The 18,893-nt window shown below is 69.2% G+C and carries 15 protein-coding genes and 1 pseudogene; 11 read left to right on the top strand and 5 right to left on the bottom strand.

Translation table 11 applies throughout. The annotated features are described in order from the left end of the window. Window positions 1-75 precede the first annotated feature (75 nt). The 6 genes from E3U26_RS02090 to E3U26_RS02065 all read left to right on the top strand — a co-directional run bounded on the left by E3U26_RS02090 (window position 76) and on the right by E3U26_RS02065 (window position 6,482). Window positions 76-717, top strand: a complete 642-nt coding sequence (locus E3U26_RS02090) for a TetR/AcrR family transcriptional regulator (RefSeq protein WP_499105311.1) — start codon at window positions 76-78, stop codon at window positions 715-717. Between the two features lie 101 nt (window positions 718-818). After that, window positions 819-1,817: a glycine betaine ABC transporter substrate-binding protein gene (locus E3U26_RS02085; RefSeq protein WP_072464124.1), complete on the top strand. Its 999-nt coding sequence runs from the start codon at window positions 819-821 to the stop codon at window positions 1,815-1,817. A gap of 397 nt (window positions 1,818-2,214) precedes the next feature. Beyond that, window positions 2,215-3,102 carry an ABC transporter permease gene (locus tag E3U26_RS02080; RefSeq protein WP_499105310.1) on the top strand — a complete coding sequence of 296 codons (888 nt, stop codon included), beginning with the start codon at window positions 2,215-2,217 and terminating at the stop codon, window positions 3,100-3,102. Continuing rightward, window positions 3,095-4,222, top strand: a complete 1,128-nt coding sequence (locus E3U26_RS02075) for a quaternary amine ABC transporter ATP-binding protein (protein WP_499105309.1) — start codon at window positions 3,095-3,097, stop codon at window positions 4,220-4,222. Before E3U26_RS02080 ends, E3U26_RS02075 begins: the two co-directional genes overlap by 8 nt. Next, window positions 4,219-5,013, top strand: coding sequence for a pyrroline-5-carboxylate reductase family protein (locus E3U26_RS02070; RefSeq protein ID WP_499105308.1), 795 nt, complete (start codon window positions 4,219-4,221; stop codon window positions 5,011-5,013). The genes E3U26_RS02075 and E3U26_RS02070 overlap by 4 nt, the downstream gene beginning before the upstream one ends. Further along, window positions 5,010-6,482: an FAD-dependent oxidoreductase gene (locus E3U26_RS02065; RefSeq protein WP_499105307.1), complete on the top strand. Its 1,473-nt coding sequence runs from the start codon at window positions 5,010-5,012 to the stop codon at window positions 6,480-6,482. Before E3U26_RS02070 ends, E3U26_RS02065 begins: the two co-directional genes overlap by 4 nt. Before the next feature lie 6 nt (window positions 6,483-6,488). Here the strand turns inward: E3U26_RS02065 and E3U26_RS02060 are convergent, their stop codons facing one another. Further along, a complete protein-coding gene (locus E3U26_RS02060; RefSeq protein WP_499105306.1) occupies window positions 6,489-7,328 on the bottom strand; it encodes a LysR family transcriptional regulator in 840 nt (279 codons plus the stop codon). A gap of 115 nt (window positions 7,329-7,443) precedes the next feature. Between E3U26_RS02060 and E3U26_RS02055 the strand changes: the two genes are divergently transcribed. From E3U26_RS02055 to hpbD, 3 genes are all read left to right on the top strand, one after another. Continuing rightward, entirely contained in the window at window positions 7,444-8,682 is a 1,239-nt protein-coding gene (locus tag E3U26_RS02055; protein WP_116221257.1) for an aromatic ring-hydroxylating oxygenase subunit alpha, read from the top strand. 2 nt (window positions 8,683-8,684) lie between these two features. Further along, window positions 8,685-9,752, top strand: a complete 1,068-nt coding sequence (locus E3U26_RS02050; RefSeq protein WP_499105305.1) for an FAD-binding oxidoreductase — start codon at window positions 8,685-8,687, stop codon at window positions 9,750-9,752. Window positions 9,753-9,814: 62 nt separating this feature from the next. Beyond that, window positions 9,815-10,924 (top strand): mandelate racemase/muconate lactonizing enzyme family protein, encoded by a 1,110-nt coding sequence (gene hpbD / locus E3U26_RS02045; protein ID WP_499105304.1) that lies wholly within the window; start codon window positions 9,815-9,817, stop codon window positions 10,922-10,924. Between the two features lie 345 nt (window positions 10,925-11,269). On the opposite strand, the gene E3U26_RS02040 is transcribed toward hpbD, so the two are convergent. Then, a complete protein-coding gene (locus E3U26_RS02040) occupies window positions 11,270-12,679 on the bottom strand; it encodes a Glu/Leu/Phe/Val family dehydrogenase (protein ID WP_499105303.1) in 1,410 nt (469 codons plus the stop codon). A 63-nt stretch (window positions 12,680-12,742) separates the two neighbouring features. Continuing rightward, complete coding sequence (gene putA, locus E3U26_RS02035; protein ID WP_499105302.1) at window positions 12,743-16,162, bottom strand: bifunctional proline dehydrogenase/L-glutamate gamma-semialdehyde dehydrogenase PutA; 3,420 nt, start codon at window positions 16,160-16,162, stop codon at window positions 12,743-12,745. Window positions 16,163-16,271: 109 nt separating this feature from the next. Here putA and E3U26_RS02030 point away from each other — a divergent pair, with 109 nt between their 5' ends. Continuing rightward, the gene (locus E3U26_RS02030; RefSeq protein ID WP_036759560.1) at window positions 16,272-16,736 is read left to right on the top strand and encodes an Lrp/AsnC family transcriptional regulator; all 465 of its coding nucleotides are present in this window, start codon (window positions 16,272-16,274) and stop codon (window positions 16,734-16,736) included. A gap of 4 nt (window positions 16,737-16,740) precedes the next feature. On the opposite strand, the gene E3U26_RS02025 is transcribed toward E3U26_RS02030, so the two are convergent. Then, on the bottom strand, window positions 16,741-17,688 hold the full coding sequence (locus E3U26_RS02025) for an ornithine cyclodeaminase family protein (protein WP_499105301.1): 948 nt from the start codon (window positions 17,686-17,688) through the stop codon (window positions 16,741-16,743). 30 nt (window positions 17,689-17,718) lie between these two features. Next, a pseudogene (locus E3U26_RS02020) lies at window positions 17,719-17,880 on the bottom strand (proline racemase family protein); the annotation flags it as partial. Window positions 17,881-18,162: 282 nt separating this feature from the next. Here E3U26_RS02020 and E3U26_RS02015 point away from each other — a divergent pair. Then, a complete protein-coding gene (locus tag E3U26_RS02015) occupies window positions 18,163-18,843 on the top strand; it encodes a GntR family transcriptional regulator (protein WP_499105299.1) in 681 nt (226 codons plus the stop codon). The last annotated feature ends 50 nt before the right edge of the window (window positions 18,844-18,893 follow it).

Raw genomic sequence — 18,893 nt, 5'->3', positions numbered from 1 at the left:
CAAACATGAACATACCGGGATCATCCCAGGACATTTCTCCTTGCAGCGAATCGCGGGGCGGGCTAGGGCTGGGACATGAGAAATCGTGCAGCAACGGCGGAAACTGGATGGCGCGGGTCGCGCGAGGGCTGGCTTGAAACCGGCTATCAGGCGCTGATCGACGGCGGCATCGACGCGGTCAAGATCCAGCCCCTGGCCAAGCATCTGAACCTGTCCCGCACCAGCTTCTACTGGTTCTTCGAGGATCGCGAGGCGCTGCTGACCGCGCTGATCGACGGCTGGGAGGAAAGGACGACCGCGCCGCTGGTCCGCGCGACGCAGGAATATGCCGAGAGCCAAGCCGAGGCGATGCTGAACGTGCTGGCCTGCTTTCTTTGCGGCATCTTCGACAGCAAGCTGGAATTCGCCGTGCGCAGCTGGGCCTTGCAGGACGACAAGGTCGGCGCCCGCGTCGCCGCCGCGGACGAAACCCGGCTGTCGGCCCTGCGCGAGATGCTGATGCGCTGGGGCCACCAGGAACAGGGCGCCGATGTCCGGGCGCGCACCATCTACCTGACCCAGATCGGCTATATCTCGATGCGGGCGCAGGAAGAGGTGGATACCCGGCTTGCGCGCATCCCCACCTATGTCGAAATCTATACCGGGCAGGCTGCCGAGCCGCGCGAGATCGCGCGCTTCAATGCTCGGGTGAAAAGCTCGGCCAACCCGCCGTCATAAGAGCGGTCCGTCACCGATAAGGGGCGCGCGCGCCCCTTCCAGCCCCCGGTTTGCGCGACGGCTGGGGTTTGGGGGCCATGTTCGCGCCAGGGAGAAAGAGAATGGGAAGACGGTTTGTTTCCTGCGGTGCGGCGCTTTTGCTTGTGGGCTTTTCGGGCGCGGCCTGGGCGGATTGCGGCAGTCCGACGATTGCCAGCATGAACTGGCAGAGCGCCGAGCTTGCGGCGGCGCTGGATGCCTTCATCCTCAACGAGGGCTACGGCTGCAGCGCCGAGGTGATCCAGGGCGACACGGTGCCGACGCTGACCTCGATGGTCGAGAAGGGCCAGCCCGAGATCGCCCCCGAGGGCTGGGTCGACCTGGTGCCCGAAGTCATCCGGTCCGGCCTGGCCGAGGACCGGATCGTCGTCACCGGCGACATCCTCAGCGACGGCGCCGTGCAGGGCTGGTGGATCCCGAAATACCTCGCCGAGGCCAATCCCGAGCTGAAGACCATCGAGGACGTGCTCAAGCGCCCCGACCTGTTCCCCGATCCCGAGGATCCCGCGAAGGGCGCCATCTTCAACGGCCCGGCCGGCTGGGGCGGCACGGTGATCACCAGCCAGCTCTACAAGGCCTTCGGCGCCCAGGCGGCGGGCTTCAACCTGGTCGACACCGGCTCGGCCGCCGGGCTCGACGGCTCGATCGCGCGCGCCTATGAACGCCAGCAGGGCTGGGTCGGCTATTACTGGGCGCCGACCGCGCTGCTGGGCCGCTACGAGATGGTCAAGCTGGAGCACGGCGTGGCGCTCGACATGGACGAATGGCAGGGCTGCACCTCGAACGCCGATTGCGCCGAGCCCAGGAAGAACGACTGGCCGGCCGACAAGGTGCAGACCGTCGTCGCCAAGCGCTTCGCCGACAGCGCCCCGCCCGAGGTGATGGACTATCTTTCCAAGCGGAGCTGGACGAATGCGACGGTGAACGCGCTGATGGCCTGGATGACCGAGAACCAGGCGCAGGGCGAGGAGGGCGCGCGGCAGTTCCTGCGCGAGAACGAGGCGACGTGGACCGAATGGGTCACGCCCGAGGCGGCCGAAAGGATCAAGGCCGCGCTCTGACCGCGCGCCCCGCGGCCGGGCTGGGTGGGCCGAAAGTCCGCCCCGGCCCGCCCTCCGGCTCTCGGGTCCGGTCTTGGTCTGGCGAGACTCCGGCTCTCGGGCCCGCGGTCGCGGTCCGGCTTCGGTTTCGGCCCAGGACTGGCCCAGGACTGGCCCCGTGGAGCGGCTCTCGGGCCCGCGGACCCGCTCCCGGTTCCGGTCCCTGGCCCAGCCGGCGCTCGGGTCCGGGCCCTGACACCCCATCGGTCCGGCTCTCGGGTCGGGCCCTGACCACCCCTCGGCCCGGCTCTCCGGGCCGGTCCGCGGGACCGCCCCGACCCCGGCCCGGCCCGATGCCGCCACCCTTTCCCGGTCCCGGCCGCCCAGGCCGGCCCCCAGCCCCATGCGCGAGGATCCCATGACCTGGCTCACCTCCTTCCCCCAATTGAAAAGCGCCTGGCTGCGCGAGTTGCAGCGCGTCATCGACGACGGCTTTCGCAGCTTCACCCGCAGCCACGGCGACATGATCGAGGGCCTCTTCAGCCCGCTGCAGACCATGCTGATCTGGTTCGAGCGATTGCTTCTGGGCACCCCCTGGCTGCTCGTCCTGGCCGTCGTCGCCGCCCTGGCCTGGGGCGCCAGCCGCAGCCTGCGCGTGGTGATCGGCTCCGTGCTGACCCTGGTGCTGATCGGGCTCTTCGGCATGTGGGACGACACCATGAAGACCATCTCCATGGTGCTGGCCGCGACGCTTTTGTCCATCGCCATCGGCCTGCCGCTCGGCATCCTGATGGCGCGCTCGCAGCGGGTGCAGCGCATCATCAGCCCGATCCTCGACATCATGCAGACCATGCCCAGCTTCGTCTACCTGATCCCGGTGGTGATGCTGCTGGGCATCGGCCGGGTGCCCGGCCTGATCGCGGTGGTGATCTATGCCCTGCCGCCGATGATCCGGCTGACCAACCTCGGCATCCGCCAGGTCGACCGCGAGGTGCTGGAGGCGACCGACGCCTTCGGCTCCTCGGCCTGGCAGAAGCTGGTCAAGGCGCAGCTGCCGCTGGCGCTGCCCACGATCATGGCCGGCATCAACCAGACCATCATGATGGCGCTGGCCATGGTGGTGATCGCCTCGATGATCGGGGTGCAGGGGCTGGGCCAGCCGGTGCTGCGCGCGATCTCGAACCAGTATTTCACGCTCGGGCTCTTCAACGGCTTCGCCATCGTCGGCATCGCCATCCTCTTCGACCGCATCAGCCAGGCCTGGGGCAAGCGGCTGCAAAAACACCAGGAGGCCAGCCATGACTGATCCCGCCACCCCTGATCCCGCCACCACGGATCCCATCGGCATCGAGATCCGCAATCTCTACAAGATCTTCGGCGCCAATCCCGAGGCGCATGTCGCGGCCGTCCGCGCCGGCATGACCAAGGCCGAGCTGCAGGCCCGCCACCAGCACGTCCTGGGGCTGAGCGACATCAACATCCAGGTCGCGCCGGGCAGCATCCAGGTCATCATGGGCCTGTCGGGATCGGGCAAGTCGACGCTGATCCGCCACATCAACCGGCTGATCGAGCCCACCGCCGGCGAGATCGTGATCGAGGGCCGCAACGTCGTCGCCATGCCGCAGGCGGAGCTGCGCGCGTTCCGCCGCCACAAGACCGCGATGGTGTTCCAGAAATTCGGCCTGCTGCCGCATCGCACCGTGCTCGACAACGCGGCCTACGGGCTCGAGGTGCAGGGCATCCCGCAGGCCGAGCGCTACCGCACCGCCATGCGCTGGATCGAGCGGGTCGGGCTTTCCGGCTTCGAGAAGAGCTATCCGAGCCAGCTTTCGGGCGGCATGCAGCAGCGGGTGGGCCTGGCGCGCGCGCTGGCCAACGACGCGCCGATCCTGCTCATGGACGAGGCCTATTCGGCGCTCGACCCGCTGATCCGCTACGACATGCAGACGGTGCTCTTGGACCTGCAGCAGGAGGTCAGGAAGACCATCGTCTTCATCACCCACGACCTCGACGAGGCGCTGCGCATCGGCGACCGCATCGCGCTTCTGCGCGACGGCTCGGTGATCCAGCAGGGCACGGCGCAGGACATCGTGCTGCGCCCGGCCGACGATTACGTGGCGAATTTCGTCCAGCATGTCGACCGCGGCAAGGTGCTGAAGGTCGGCGCGGTGATGCAGGCCCGGCACGGCTTCGACGCCCCCGAAGCCGCCCCGCCCGACGCCGCCCTGCCCGAGGCCGCCATTGCCCCCGAGGCCAGCATCGCCGAGGCGCTGCAGCAGATGGCCGCCAGCCGGCTGCAGGCGCTGCGGGTCCAGGACCCCCAGGGCCGGGCCATCGGCGTCATCCCCTTCCAGGCCGCGATCAACGCCTATACCGGCCAGCATGGCGGGCAGCATGACGGGCGGCATGACGGGCAGCAGGCATGAGGGTCGGCCTGATCGGCGCCACCGGCTGGCTCGGCTCGGCGCTCGGCGCGGGGCTGCTCGCGCGCGGCATCCTGGCGCCGGGCGAGCTGGTGCTGCTCAATCGCAGCGCCCCGCAGACCAACTACCACGGCCATGCCAACGTGGCCTGGGCGCGGGACGTGGCCGAACTGGTGGCGCAAAGCGACGTGATCGTGGTCTCGGTGCGGCCCGAGGACTGGCCGGGGCTGGACCTGCGCGCCGGGGGCCGGCTGGTCCTGTCCTTCATGGCCGGGATCGGGGCAGCCACGCTGGCGTGCTGCGGCGGCCGGATCGTGCGGGCGATGCCCAATGCCGCGGCCGAGATCGGCGCCTCCTATTCGCCCTTCTGGGCCGGGCCGGGCGTGACCGCCGCCGACCGCGCCACGGTGCGCCGCCTGCTCTCGGCCATCGGCAGCACCGACGAGCTGGAGACCGAGGCGCAGATCGACCTGATGACCGCCCTGCCCGGCTCGGGCGCGGCCTATCCGGCGCTGATGGCCACGGCGATGGCCGCTTTCATGCGCGCGCGCGGCATCCCCGAGGCCATCGCCTGGCGCGCGGCCGAGGCGGCGGTGGTCGGCGGTGCCCGGCTGCTGGAAGACCGCATCACCGAGGCCCCCGCCCTGCTCGCCGCCTACCGCGCCTATCGCGGCACCACCGCCGCCGGCCTCGACGCCGCCGAGGCCGCAGGCTTCCCCCAAGCCATCGAGACCGCCCTCGCCGCCGCAACCGAAAAGGCCCGGACCATGACGCAGACCACGGCCCCCACATGACCCGCAAGACGATCGAAACCCTCCACGACACCGACTACGACACCATCGTCATCGGCGCCGGAGCCGTCGGCTGCGCCACCGCACGCCAACTCGCAGCACGCGGCTTTCGCACCCTGCTCGTCGACCGCGGAGACTTCGGCGCAGGAACCTCGTCGCGATCCAGCCGGATGCTCTATTCCGGGCTCGGCTATCTCGCCGCGCGCTATCCCTTGTGGCAGATGCCATTCCGGCCCGCCGACATGATCCGGCGGCTGCTCTATACCCGCGAGGTCATGCGCTGCCGGGCCGAGCTGGTGCGCGACATGCCGGGCCACCTGACGAAACATCGCTTCCACTACCCGTTCCGCAGGGGCGACCGCTATCCGCCCTGGCTGGTCGACCTGGGCTTTCGCTTGGTCGAGGCGCTGGACGGCTGGCGGGTGCCGCTGGCCTATCGCCGCCTCGCCCCGGCGCAGGCGGCCGCGGACAGCGCCATGGCCGCGGCCCTGGGCGGGCCGCTGCGCGGCGTGGGCGTGTTCGAGGAATACATGTATGCCTGGCCCGAGCGCATCTGCGTCGATACCGCCCTGGATGCCGAGCGGCGCGGCGCCACCATCCGCACCTATGCCGAGGTGACGGCGATTGCGCGCGAGGGCGAGGACTGGCTGGTCACGCTGGAGGAACGCGCGCCCGAGATGCAGGGCCGGGCGCAGGTCCGCGCCCGCATGGTGGTGAACGCCGCCGGCCCCTGGATCGACCGGGTGCCGGGCGGCGGCTCGGGCCGGCGGCGGGTGATCGGCATCAAGGGCGTCAACGTCATGGTGCGCCTGCCCGAGGCGTTCCGCGGCCAGGGGCTGGAAGCCTTTTCCCGCAAGGGCGAGCCCTATTACGTCTTTCCCTGGCGCGATTTCCACTTCATCGGCCCGACCGAGACCGAAGTCACCGCCAACCCCGACGACATCCACGTCGAGGAGGCCGAGGTCGACTATATCCTGGGCGAGGCCAACCACCTGTTCCCCGGCCTGCAGCTGACGCGCGCCGACGTGCTGCATTGCTGGTGCGGGGTGCGGCCGACCTCGACCCGCGACGGCCGCACCACCAGCCTGCCGGTCGAGGTGGCCGAAGACCCCGCGATGCCCGGCCTGCTGGCCGTCACCGGCTCGACCATCATGCTGCATCGCCACGCGGCGCGGCAGGTGGCGCGCCGCGTCGAAGGGCGCCTGGGCAAACGCGGCCCGGCGCCGGAGGGGATCATTTCGCCGCCGCAGGACCAGGGCATCGGCCAGATGGCGGCCGCCGAACATGTGGTGCGGCTTGCCGACCTGATCCGCCGGCGGCTGCCCGACGGGCTGGAGCCCGACCTGGGCCGGGCCCGTGCCGAGGCGCTGTCGCGCATCGCCGCCGCCAGCCTGGGCTGGTCCGAGGCCCGCCGGCAGGACGAGTTGCGCCATTTCGAGGAGGACACGGCCCGGGTCTATCGCCAGCCCTGACCCGGCTCAGCCCGCCGCCAGCCAGTCTGCGAACAGCCTTGCCCGTGCGGAGGCGCGGGGACTCTCGGGCACCAGGCTGACCAGGCGGCCGGCTTGCAGGACGCGGGCCATCAGCCCCTCCCAGCCCAGCACCGCGCCGACATCGTCCTCGGCCGCCTGCAGGGCGATCATGTGGTTGTTGACAAACAGGCTGCGCCCGGAGGGCGGCGGATGGCCGAGCTCGCGAAACCAGTCGGCCCAGCCTGTCCAGGCATTGTGGTCGTCGTTCATGTGGACCAGCGGCGCGCGCAGCAGATCCTTGATTCCCCGGATGCCGTGTTCCCTGGCGAAATGCGGCGTGCCATAGGCCAGGATGCGGTCGCGGAAGATTTCCCGCCATTCGTCGCCGTCATCGCCGGGAACCGCATAGCCGATGTGCAGGTCGTGCCGGCTGGCCGCCGTGGCCACGTCGCTGATGATCTGCGAGACGGTGATGCCGGGGTGGATCTTCCAGAAGGCGGTGATCTTGGGGGTCAGCCACAGCGCGCTGACCGCGGTGGTGGTGCGGATGGTCACGTCCACGGCATCGGGCCGGTCGCGCAGCCGGCTGACGGCGTCCGAGATCGTCTCGAAGCCGCGTTGCAGCGCAACCAGCAGGAAGGCGCCCTTCTCGGTCAGCTCGACCCCGCGGTGCCGGCGGATGAACAGCGCGCAGCCCAGGTTCCGCTCCAGCGCCTTGACCTGGTGGCTGATCGCGGCGGGGGTGACGTTCATCTCCTGCGCGGCGGCCTTGAAGCTCATGTTGCGGGCCGCCGCCTCGAAGCAGATCAGCGCGGTCATCGAGGCGAAGTCATGGGGATTGGGCATGCCGGGCCGTATCCAGGTTACTTCACCTAATCCAGGATGAATTTTTATGCCGTTGTCAACGGGAAACGAGTCGGCGGAATATTAGGCCAGTTCAACCTCAGCGTGGAAGCCGACAATGACAGCCACCCAACCGAACATCCATGACCTGCTTGCGCGCCGCCGGCCCGGACATGCGCTGGAACAGCCCTTCTACACCTCGGCCGAGATCTATCAGCTCGACCTGGAGAATATCTGGTATCGCGAATGGCTCTATGCCATCCCGGCCTGCCAGCTGGCCAGGGCGGGCAGCTACGTCACCCTGAAGATCGGCGATTACAACGTCATCATCGTCAAGGGCCGAGACGGCGAGATCCGCGCCTTCCACAACTCCTGCCGGCACCGCGGCTCGATCGTCTGCAAGGCCCGCGAGGGCCAGGTGGCCAAGCTGGTCTGCCCCTATCACTCCTGGACCTACGACCTCGACGGCCGGCTGGTCTGGGCCGACAAGATGAATGCCGATTTCGACCCCTCGCAGCACGGGCTGCGCAGCGTCCATCTGCGCGAGGTCGGTGGCCTGGTCTATATCTGCCTGGCCGAGAACCCGCCGAACTTCGAAACATTCGCGCAAAAGGCGGCGCCTTATCTGGACGTGCACGACCTCGGCGACGCCAAGGTGGCCTATACCTCCTCGATCATCGAGAAGGGCAACTGGAAGCTGGTGTGGGAAAACAACCGCGAATGCTATCATTGCAGCGCGAACCATCCGTCGCTGTGCCGATCCTTCCCGCTGGACCCGGAAATGTCCGGCATCATGCCCGACGGCAGCGTCTCGGAAAAACTGCAGGCGCATTTCGACCGCTGCACCGCGGCGGGCGCACCCGCGCAGTTCTACCTGGGCGAGCACGGCCAGTTCCGGCTGACCCGCGCCCCGCTGGAAGGCGATGCGGTCAGCTATACCATGGATGGCAAGGTCGCGGTGCAAAAGAACCTGGGCCGGGTGCCCTTTGCCGACGCCGGCCCGCTGATGGTGTTCCACTACCCGACCACCTGGAACCATTTCCTGCCCGATCACTCGCTGACCTTCCGGGTGATGCCGATCAGCCCGACCGAGACCGAAGTGACCACCACCTGGCTGGTGCACAAGGATGCGGTCGAGGGGGTGGACTACGACCTCAAGCGCCTGACCGAGGTCTGGATCGCCACCAATGACGAGGATCGCGAAGTGGTCGAGACCAACCAGCTTGGCGTCAGCACGCCTGCCTTCGTCCCCGGTCCCTATTCGGACTATTGGGAAAGCGGCGTCATCCAGTTCGTGGACTGGTATGCGGATGCCATGGAGCGTGCGCTCGGCCCCAGCCGCATGGCGGCCGAGTGACGATGAACGCAGCACTGAAACCGACGCTGGCCTTCTGGACCGACGCCGAGGAGCTGGAATGCGTCTCGTTCCTGCCCGAGGCGCCGGAGGTGATGACCTTCTGCTTCCGCAGCCCCTCGGGCGCGCTCTTCAGCCATGAGCCGGGGCAGTTCCTGACGCTGGAGCTGCCCCTGCCCGGCGGGCCGCTGCATCGCACCTATACCATCTCGTCCTCGCCCTCGCGGCCGACCTCGCTGACGGTGACGGTCAAGGCGCAGAGGGATTCCATCGGCACGCGCTGGATGTTCGACCACCTGCGGCCGGGGATGCGGATCCGCGCCAGGGGACCGGCGGGCAAGTTCTCGATGATGCGGGATCCGGCCGCGAAATACCTGTTCATCTCGGCCGGATCGGGCATCACGCCGATGATGTCGATGACGACCTTCCTTTACGATTCCGGGCGGGCGCCGGACATCGTCTTCGTCAACTGCGCCCGCCGCCCGTCCGAGATCATCTTCCGCGAGCGGCTGGAGCACATGGCGACGCGCGTCGCCGGCATCGACCTGAAATGGATCGTCGAGGAACCCGACCCCTATCGGCCCTGGACCGGCTATCGCGGCATGGTCAACCAGCTGGTGCTGGGCCTGGTCGCGCCCGACTACCTGGAGCGCGACGTCTATTGCTGCGGCCCCGAGCCCTTCATGCAGGCGGTGCGCGACATCCTGCACGGGCTGGGCTACGACATGGCCCGCTATCACCAGGAAAGCTTCGGCGGCCCGCCGGCCGAGGCCGAGGCGGTGCCCGAGGACGTGGTGCCGCAAGAGGACGCGCTGGCCGAGGTCAGCTTCGCCGCATCCGGCAAGACCGCCCGCTGCGCGCAAACCGAGACCATCCTGGCCACGGCGCGGGCCGCGGGCATCCCGATCCCCTCGGGCTGCGGCATGGGCTTCTGCGGCACCTGCCAGGTGCTCAGGCTCTCGGGCCAGGTCCACATGGTCCACAACGGCGGCATTACCGACGAGGATGTCGAGGCGGGCTATATCCTCGCCTGCTGCTCAAGGCCCATCGGAAACGTTACCATCGACCTGTGACGGGTTTCGGGGGCCGCCGCGCCCCCGAAAGCATTTCTCAAGCAAAATGACAGGGACAGGCCATGAAGATTGCCGAAATCCACCTGTATGCCCATGACCTGCCGGTCAGGGACGGCCCCTATGCCATCGCCAGCTCGACGGTCTGGTCGCTGCAGAGCACGCTGGTCAAGATCGTCGCCGACAACGGGCTGGTGGGCTGGGGCGAGACCTGCCCGGTCGGCCCGACCTATGCGCCCAGCCATGCGCTTGGCGCCCGTGCCGCGCTGGCCGAGATGGCGCCGGGCCTGATCGGCGCGAACCCGCTGCAGCCGCTGGTCCTGCACCGCCGCATGGACGGGCTGCTTTGCGGGCATAACTACGCCAAGGCGGCCATCGACATCGCCGCCCATGACCTGATGGGCAAGCATTACGGCGTCCGCGTGGCGGACCTCTTGGGCGGCGTCGCGGCCGAGCGCCTGCCCTCCTATTACGCCACCGGCATCGGCCAGCCCGACGAGATCGCCCGCATCGCCGCCGAGAAGGTCGCCGAGGGCTTCCCGCGCCTGCAGATCAAGATCGGCGCGCGCCCGGTCGAGATCGACATCGAGACCGTGCGCAAGGTCTGGGAGCGCATCCGCGGCACCGGCACGCGGCTGGCGGTGGACGGCAACCGCAGCCTGCCCGCCCGCGACGTGCTGCGGCTCAGCCGCGAATGCCCCGAGATCCCCTTCGTGCTGGAACAGCCCTGCAACACGCTGGAGGAGATCTCGGCCATTCGCGGCCGCGTCCAGCACGGCATCTACCTGGACGAGAGCGGCGAGGATCTGTCCACGGTGATCCGCGCCGCCGGCCAGGGGCTCTGCGACGGGTTCGGCATGAAGGTGACGCGCATCGGCGGGCTGCAACCGATGGCGGCGTTCCGCGACATCTGCGAGGCGCGCGCCCTGCCCCATACCTGCGACGACGCCTGGGGCGGCGACATCATCGCCGCTGCCTGCACCCATGTCGGCGCCACCGTCCAGCCGCGGCTGAACGAGGGCGTCTGGGTCGCCCAACCCTATATCGCGCAGCCCTACGACCCGGAGAACGGCATCCGCATCACGGGCGGCCATATCGACCTGCCCAAGGGTCCGGGCCTCGGGGTCATTCCTGAAGAAAGCCTGTTTAACCCGCCGGTTGCATCCTTTTCCTGAAGCGGTTTCACTAGAGACTCGCGCGGCCACCTGCCGGTCATGTCTCAAGGGCCACGATCATCCGCCGGGTCGGGCGATATGCGCGGGAAAGGACCGGCCGCGTATTGCGGCCGGTTTCTCCATTGGCCACAGGCCCGGCCGATGAATGCCTAAGTCCGGCGGCCAAGCCCGATGGCCTTGAATGCGGTTTCACGAGCAGCTCATACGGCCGCCTGCCGGTTCTGTCGCAAAGGCCACGATCATTCGCCGGGTCGGGCGGTATGGGCGCGAAAGGACCGGCCGCCTATCGCTGCCGGTTTCCCCCTTGGCCGCAGGACCGGGCCGATGGACACCCCGGCCCGGCGGCTAAAGCCCGATGGCCTTGTAGGCCTGCGCCACCTCGTCGATGGCCAGCACGTAGGCGGCGGTGCGCAGGTCCGGGTAGCTGCCGTCGGGGCGGTTCCACAGCGCGCTCATCCGGCGATAGGCGGCGCGCATGATGTCGTCGAGGCCCGAGCGGACCAGCGCGATCTCGCTGCGCGCCTCCAGGAAGCGGGCATGCTCGCGGGGAAAGTCCCGGCCGGTCATCTGCTCCAGCGAGCGCGCCAGCAGCCGGTGCTCGTCCTCTTCCAGCCGCCGTTCCATCAGGCCGAAGGGGATGTGGCTGAGGTTCTTCACCCATTCGAAATAGGACACCACCACGCCGCCGGCATTGGCGAAGAGGTCGGGCAGGATGATCTTGCCGGCCTGGCGCAGGATGGTGTCGGCGGCCTTGGTCGTGGGGCCGTTGGCGGCCTCGACGATCAGCGCCGCCTTGATGGCGGCGGCATTCTCGGCCGTGATCGCGCCCTCGGCCGCGGCGGGGATCAGGATGTCGCAATCGTCGGCCAGCGCCCCCATGTCGGGCGGGCTGACCGCGCCGCCGGCAAAGCCCTCGACCGAGCCGGTCTGGACCAGATGCGCCTTGAGCGCGTCGATGTCGATGCCGTCGGGGTTGCGCACCACGCCCGTGCGTTCGATCACCGTGACGATGCGCACCCCGTCCTCCTGCGACAGGAACTTGGCGGCGTGGAAGCCCACGTTTCCAAGGCCCTGCACCACGCAGGTCAGGCCGGACAGGATCTCGGACTGGAAGCCGGCGCGGGCGCGGTCGGCGGGATGGCGGAAGAATTCGCGGATCGCGTATTGCACGCCGCGGCCGGTGGCCTCGGTGCGGCCCTCGATGCCGCCGCCGCCGACCGGCTTGCCGGTGACGCAACCCAGCGCGTTGATGTCCTGCGGGCGGGCGCGGCGGTATTCGTCGGCGATCCACATCATGTTCAGTTCGCCCGTGCCCATGTCCGGTGCAGGCACGTTGGCGGCCGAGCTGAGGAATTCATGCGCCATCAGCTCCTGCGCGAAGCGGCGGGTGATCTTTTCCAGCTCGGTCTCGGTCCAGTCGGCGGGGTCGATCTTCAGCGCCCCCTTGGAGCCGCCGAAGGGCAGCCGCACCAGCGCGCATTTGTAGGTCATCAGCGCCGCCAGCGCCTCGACCTCGTCCTGGTCGGCATTGGGGGCAAAGCGGATGCCGCCCTTGGCCGGGCGGCTATGCGTCGAATGGACGGCGCGCCAGCCGGTGAAGGTATGCATGCGCCCGCGCAGCCGCACGCCGAAGCGGGTGACATAGGTCGCGTTGCAGACCTTGATCTTCTCGGCCAGCCCCTCGGGCAGGTCGCAGCGCGAGGCCGCGACGTCGAACATCTCGTTCACATCGGCCAGGAATGATTGATTGCTCATGGAACGCCTCCTCCGGGCTCTTTCTGGAAAACAGGGGGCCGCGGCGGGCCCCCTGCGGTCATCTCAGCCGGCCAGCAGCGCGGCGTTGCCGCCCGCGGCGGTGGTGTCCACGCAAAGGTGGCGCTCATGCGCGACATGGGCGAGGTCGGGCATGGCGCCGATCAGCGGCACGATGGCGCCTGCACGCGCAGCCAGCGCCCGGGCATAGGCGCGGCCCTGCGCCTCGTCGCCCCACCACAGCACCGCCGAAAGCTGCGGCAGCCGGGTCAGCGCCTCGGGCGGCAACTCGCCCTCGGCGCCGACGGCCTGGCCGCCAAGCGCCTGGACCGCCGCCACCTGCGCCGCCACCGCCTGCGGGCCGGGGCCGAGGCAGAGGACCGGCGGCCGGCTATGCGCGGAAAGCCGGTTCAACTCGCCCGTGGGGCCGGGCATCAGCCGCTCCTCGATCCTTGCCGGGACGGTGGCGGACAGCACGCCGCGCAGCCGCGCCTCGTCGGCCGGGCCCTGCCAGCCGCCCGCCGGGGCCGCGGGCTCGGCCGGCGCGAAGAAGCGCGGCAGGTAAAGCGGGCCGCCCGCCTTGGGCCCGGTGCCCGACAGCCCCTCGCCGCCAAAGGGCTGGCTGCCCACCACCGCGCCGATCTGGTTGCGGTTGACGTAGATATTGCCGGCATGGATGGCGTCCGACACCTCCTGCACGCGCGAATCGATGCGGGTGTGCAGCCCGAAGGTCAGGCCGAAGCCGCGCGCGTTGATCGCGGCGACGACGCGCTCCAGCTCGCCGGCGCGGAAGGTCGCGACATGCAGGACCGGGCCGAAGACCTCGCGCTCCAGGTCGTCGATGCCCTCGACCCGCAGCAGCACGGGGGCGATGAAATGGCCCTGCTTCGGCGCCCAGATGCGATGCAGGATGCGGTTCGCCTTGCTCTCCAGGTAGCGCTCGATGCCGGCCTGCGCCTCGGCGTCGATCACCGGGCCGACATCGGTCGAAAGCCGCCAGGGATCGCCCAGCCGCAGCTCGTCCATCGCGCCCTTGATCATGGCGATCAGATGCGGGGCGATGTCCTCCTGCACGTAAAGGCAGCGCAGCGCCGAGCAGCGCTGCCCGGCCGAGCGGAAGGCCGAGGCGACGATGTCGCGCACCGCCTGTTCCGGCAGTGCGGTGGAATCGACGATCATCGCGTTCAGCCCGCCGGTCTCGGCGATCAGCGGCGTGCCGGGGGCCATGTGCTCGGCCATGGCGCGGGCGATGGTCTGCGCCGTCTCGGTCGAGCCGGTGAAGACCACGCCGTTGATCCGCGAATCCGCGGTCAGCGCCGCCCCCACCGTGCCGCCCTGCCCCGGCAGCAGTTGCAGCGCGCCGGCCGGAACGCCGGCCTCGTGCAGCAGCCGCACGGCGATGGCGGCGACCAGCGGCGTCTGCTCGGCCGGCTTCGCCAACACGGCATTGCCCGCCATCAGCGCCGCGGCGATCTGGCCGGTAAAGATCGCCAGCGGAAAGTTCCAGGGGCTGATCGCCGCGATCACCCCGCGCGGCCGGCCGGTCGCCCCTTCGCCCTCGGCGGCGTAATAGCGCAGGAAATCGGCGGCCTCGCGCAATTCGCCCACGCAATCGGGCAGGGTCTTGCCCGCCTCGCGCGCCAGGGCGGCGAAGATCGGGCCGAAATGCGCCTCGTAAAGGTCGGCGGTACGGCGCAGCACCGCGGCGCGGGTGGCGGCGGGCGCGTCCCAGGGCCGGGCGTCGTCGATGGCGCGGGCGACGGTCTCGGCATCGGCCTCGGTCACATGGGCGACCAGCTCGCCCGTGGCCGGGTTCGCGACCGCGACCCGCGTGCCCGAGCCGGCGGAAACGGTCAGCGGCGCCGCATCCGGCACCGGGCCGTTGCGGGCGGCCTCGATCCGGGCCAGCGTCGCCTCGTCGCTCAGGTCGAAGCCCCGCGAATTGCGCCGGGCCTCGCCGAAGATCGCCGCGGGCGCGGCCAGCCCGGCTGGCGGACGGGCGCCGGCCAGCGCCTCGAACGGGTCGCGCGCGACTTCCTCGGGCGAGACGGATTCGTCCACGATCTGATGCACGAAGCTGCTGTTCGCGCCATTCTCCAGCAGGCGCCGCACCAGATAGGCCAGCAGGTCGCGATGCGCGCCGACCGGGGCATAGATGCGGCAGCGGCCGTTATAGTCGCGCAGCACGATGTCGTGCAGCCGCTCGCCCATGCCATGCAGGCGCTGGAACTCGAAGGGGATGTCGCCGGCCATTTCCAGGATCGCCGCGACGGTCTGGGCGTTATGGGTGGCGAATTGCGGATAGATGCGGTCGGCGTAGCCGATCAGCTTGCGGGCATGGGCGATATAGCTGACGTCGGTCGCGACCTTGCTGGTGAACAGCGGGAAGCCGTCGAAACCCTCGACCTGGGCACGCTTGATCTCGGTGTCCCAATAGGCGCCCTTGACCAGCCGCACCATGATGCGCCGGTCCAGCCGCTCGGCGGTGGTGTAAAGCCAGTCGATGACCTGGCCCGCGCGCTTGCCGTAAGCCTGCACCACCACGCCGAACCCGTCCCAGCCGGCCAGCGAGGGGTCCGACAGCACCGCCTCGATCACCTTCAGCGAGATCACCAGCCGGTCCTGTTCCTCGGCGTCGATGTTCATGCCCATGCCGGCGGCCTTGGCCTGGCGGGCCAGCGACAGCACCACCGGCACCAGCTCGGCCATGACGCGGGTTTCCTGCGCCACCTCATAGCGCGGATGCAGCGCCGAAAGCTTGATCGAGATGCCGGGGTTCATCTCGACCGAGCCCTTGTCGCAAGCCCTGGCGATGGCGGCGATGGCGTCGGCATAGGCGCGGGCATAGCGCGCGGCGTCGAGCCCGGTCATCGCCGCCTCGCCCAGCATGTCGTAGCTGTAGGTAAAGCCCTGCGCCTCGCGCTGCCTGGCGCGCTCCAGCGCCTTCTGGATGGTCTCGCCCAGCACGAACTGCCGGCCCATTTCCTTCATCGCCCGGCCGACGGCGGCGCGGATCACCGGCTCGCCCAGCCGCCGCACGGCGCCGCGCAGGGTGCCGGCGATGCCGCCCTGGTCGTCGTCCAGCACCTTGCCGGTCAGCATCAGCGCCCAGGTCGAGGCATTGACCAGCGACGAGGACGCCTCACCCAGGTGCCGGCCCCAATCCGAGGGCGCGATCTTGTCCTCGATCAGCGCGTCGATGGTCATGCGGTCGGGGACGCGCAGCATCGCCTCGGCCAGGCACATCAGCGCCACGCCCTCGCGCGTGGACAGGCCGTATTCGGCCAGGAAATGCTCCATCATCGTCGGCTTGGCCTCGGCGCGGATGCGGCGCACCAGGTCGGCGGCGCGACCGGTGATGGCGGCGCGGGCCTCGGGGCTCAGCGCGGCCTGCGCGACCAGCCGGTTCAGCAGTTCCGCCTCGTCGGCGAATTTCGCCTGGGTGGAAAACGCGTCGGAAAGCTCGGTGGGGTTGACACGTATCATGCCGATCTCCTTATTCGATAGGACAGGAATACCAGATGGCTGCCAGGCGGTGCGCCTGAATATCGGCCAGCAGGTAGGCCGATGGAACAAATTCGAGGCGATTTTCAGTATGGACCCGGATCTGGACACGCAGGACCGCAAGATCCTGGCGGAGCTGACGCAGAACGCGCGCATCCCCATCGCCGAACTGGCGCGCCGGGTTGGGCTGTCCAAGACCCCGGTGGCGCAGCGCATCCGGCATCTGGAAGAGATCGGCCTGATCACCGGCTATCGCGCCATCCTGTCGCCCCTGAAGCTGGGCCTGACCCATGTGACCTATGTCGAGGTCAGCATGAACGACACCCGCGAACATGCGCTGCAGCAGTTCAACGCCGCCGTCCGCGCCATCCCCGAGGTCGAGGAATGCTACATGATCGCCGGCGGCTGCGATTATCTGATGAAGGTGCGCTCGCGCGACATGGCCGATTTCCGCCGCATCCTGGCCGAGAAGATCTCGACCCTGCCCCATGTCAGCAACACCTCGAGCCATGTCTCGATGGAGGCGGTGGTCGAGCAGAACTTCCGCCTGGGCTGAGCGCTTACGCCGCCATCACCCGCGCGATCCAGGACGCGATCATCAGGTCCAGATGCGCGCCGCCGCCGTTCTTGAACACCGTGATCTCGTCATCCGAGCGGCGCCGGCGGGCACCGGGGTGCAGCAGGTCGTAGAAGTCGCCCAGCACGCTTTCGGCCGTGATCGCGCCCGAGGCGATGGGCATCGTCAGCTCGCCGATATGGCCCAGCGTGGTCGCGCGGCTGTCCACGAACAGCGCGGCCTTGGCCATCAGCGCATCGTCGGCCTCGCGCATGTCGGCCTTGAAGGCGCCGATCAGGTCGACATGGGTGCCGGGCCGGACCCAGTCGCCCAGGATCACCGGCTGCCGCGCCATGGTGGCGGCCGAGACGATGTCGGCCTGCCAGACCGCCGCGCGCAGGTCCGGCACCGCCACGAGGTTGGCTGTGACGCCGCCCAGCCCGGCCACCAGCGCCTGCGCCTGTTCCGGCCGGCGCGACCAGACCGAGACGCGCTCGATCCCCGGCAGCACCGCGGTATAGGCCCTGACCAGGCTGGCCGCGACCGTGCCCGCGCCGACGACCAGCAGGTGCCGGCTGTCCGGCCGCGCCAGCAGGCTGGCGCCCAGGACGGAATCGGCGGCGGTCTTGATCTCGGTCACAAGCGGGCTGTCCACGATGGCCTGCAGCGCGCCCGTATCCTTGTCGAAGACCAGCATCGCCCCCTGCACCGTGGGCAGCCCCTTGGCCGCATTGCCGTCGCAGACGGTGAAGGTCTTGGCCCCGTAGCCCAGCCCCTCGATGAAGGCCGAGCGGCTCATCATCGTGCCGGTGGGCGGGCCCAGGAACACGTCCCGGATCTCGGCCGGGGGCAGCGCATGGCCCTGCCGCAGCGCCTCGACGGCATCGGCCCAGCTTAGCCGGCCGATCGCGGCCGCGTAGGACAGGAATTGCGGAACCTTCGTGCCCGTCATCGTGTCATGCCTCCGTCACATGCCCATCGGTCAGGTATCCGACAGGCGATAGCCGCCCTGGAAAGGGTCGGCGGGATCGACCATCAGTTGCCTGGTGCCCACCACCCAGGCGCGGCCCGAGATGATCGGGCTGATCGCCGGCCTGCCGTTCACCTCGGTTTCGCCGTCGATGCGGCAATGGAACTCGGTCCCGGACCGTCTCGCCGGGCGGTGGGGCCACCCCGCCGACGATGACGTCGCCGACCTCGCCTTCCGCATGGCAGGACACGACATGCACGAGTCTGGAGCTGCGCATCTTTTCCTCGATCCGGGGAACGGGTTTGGGGTTGTATTTCGTATACCATATTCCAAACCCAGCCTGCCGGTTCCGCCCCGACCTGTCAAGCGGCTGGGGCGCGCCCCTCCCTTGCGGCCGAATATCGGCTACCATATCTTTCGCTGGCGGCCGAGGCCGCGGAATTGCGGGAGAGCGGAATGCCATTCAAGGACGCAGAGGTTCCCAACCTTGGCAAGGCGCCCACCGCCTCGGACATCATCCTGAAATTCATCCGCGATTCCATCGCCGACGGCTCGCTGGACGAGGGCGAGCCGATCCGCCAGGACGATGTCGCCAGGATGTTCAACGTCAGCAAGATCCCGGTGCGCGAGGCGCTGAAGCGGCTGGAGGCCGAGGGCCTGGTCGAGTTCCAGCGCAACAAGGGCGCCATCGTCACCGCGGTCTCCGAACCCGAGATCGCCCAGATCTTCGAAACCCGCGCCATCCTCGAATCGAACGCCATCCGGCTGTCGGTGCCGCATATGACGCCCGAAACCTTTGCCGAGGCCCAGGCTTTCTGCGACGCCTTCGCCGGGGAAACCGATGTGGCGCAATGGTCGGCGCTGAACTGGCAGTTCCACAGCCGCCTTTATCTGGATGCGCAGCGCCCGTTCCTGGTCAGCACGATCCGCGCGGTGAACGACCGGCTGGAACGCTATCTGCGCATCCAGCTGTCCCTGTCGCACGGGCAAGGCACCGCCGACCACGAGCATCGCGAGATCCTTGCCGCCTGCCGGGCCGGCGATGCGGAAAGGGCGGGCGAACTGGTCTATGCCCATATCATGGGCGCCTGTTCCTCGCTGCTGCACCACCTGCCGGCCGGCAAGGGCGCAAGCTGACGGCCACGGCACGGCTTGCACATGGCCGGGCCGGGAACGCCCCGGCAGCT

Origin of the sequence: Paracoccus ferrooxidans, assembly GCF_029909815.1 — a bacterium.
Taxonomy (GTDB): Bacteria; Pseudomonadota; Alphaproteobacteria; order Rhodobacterales; family Rhodobacteraceae; genus Paracoccus; species Paracoccus versutus.
The sequence above is the reverse complement of the archived record's forward strand: the minus strand, read 5'-3'. Positions and strand labels throughout refer to the sequence as shown.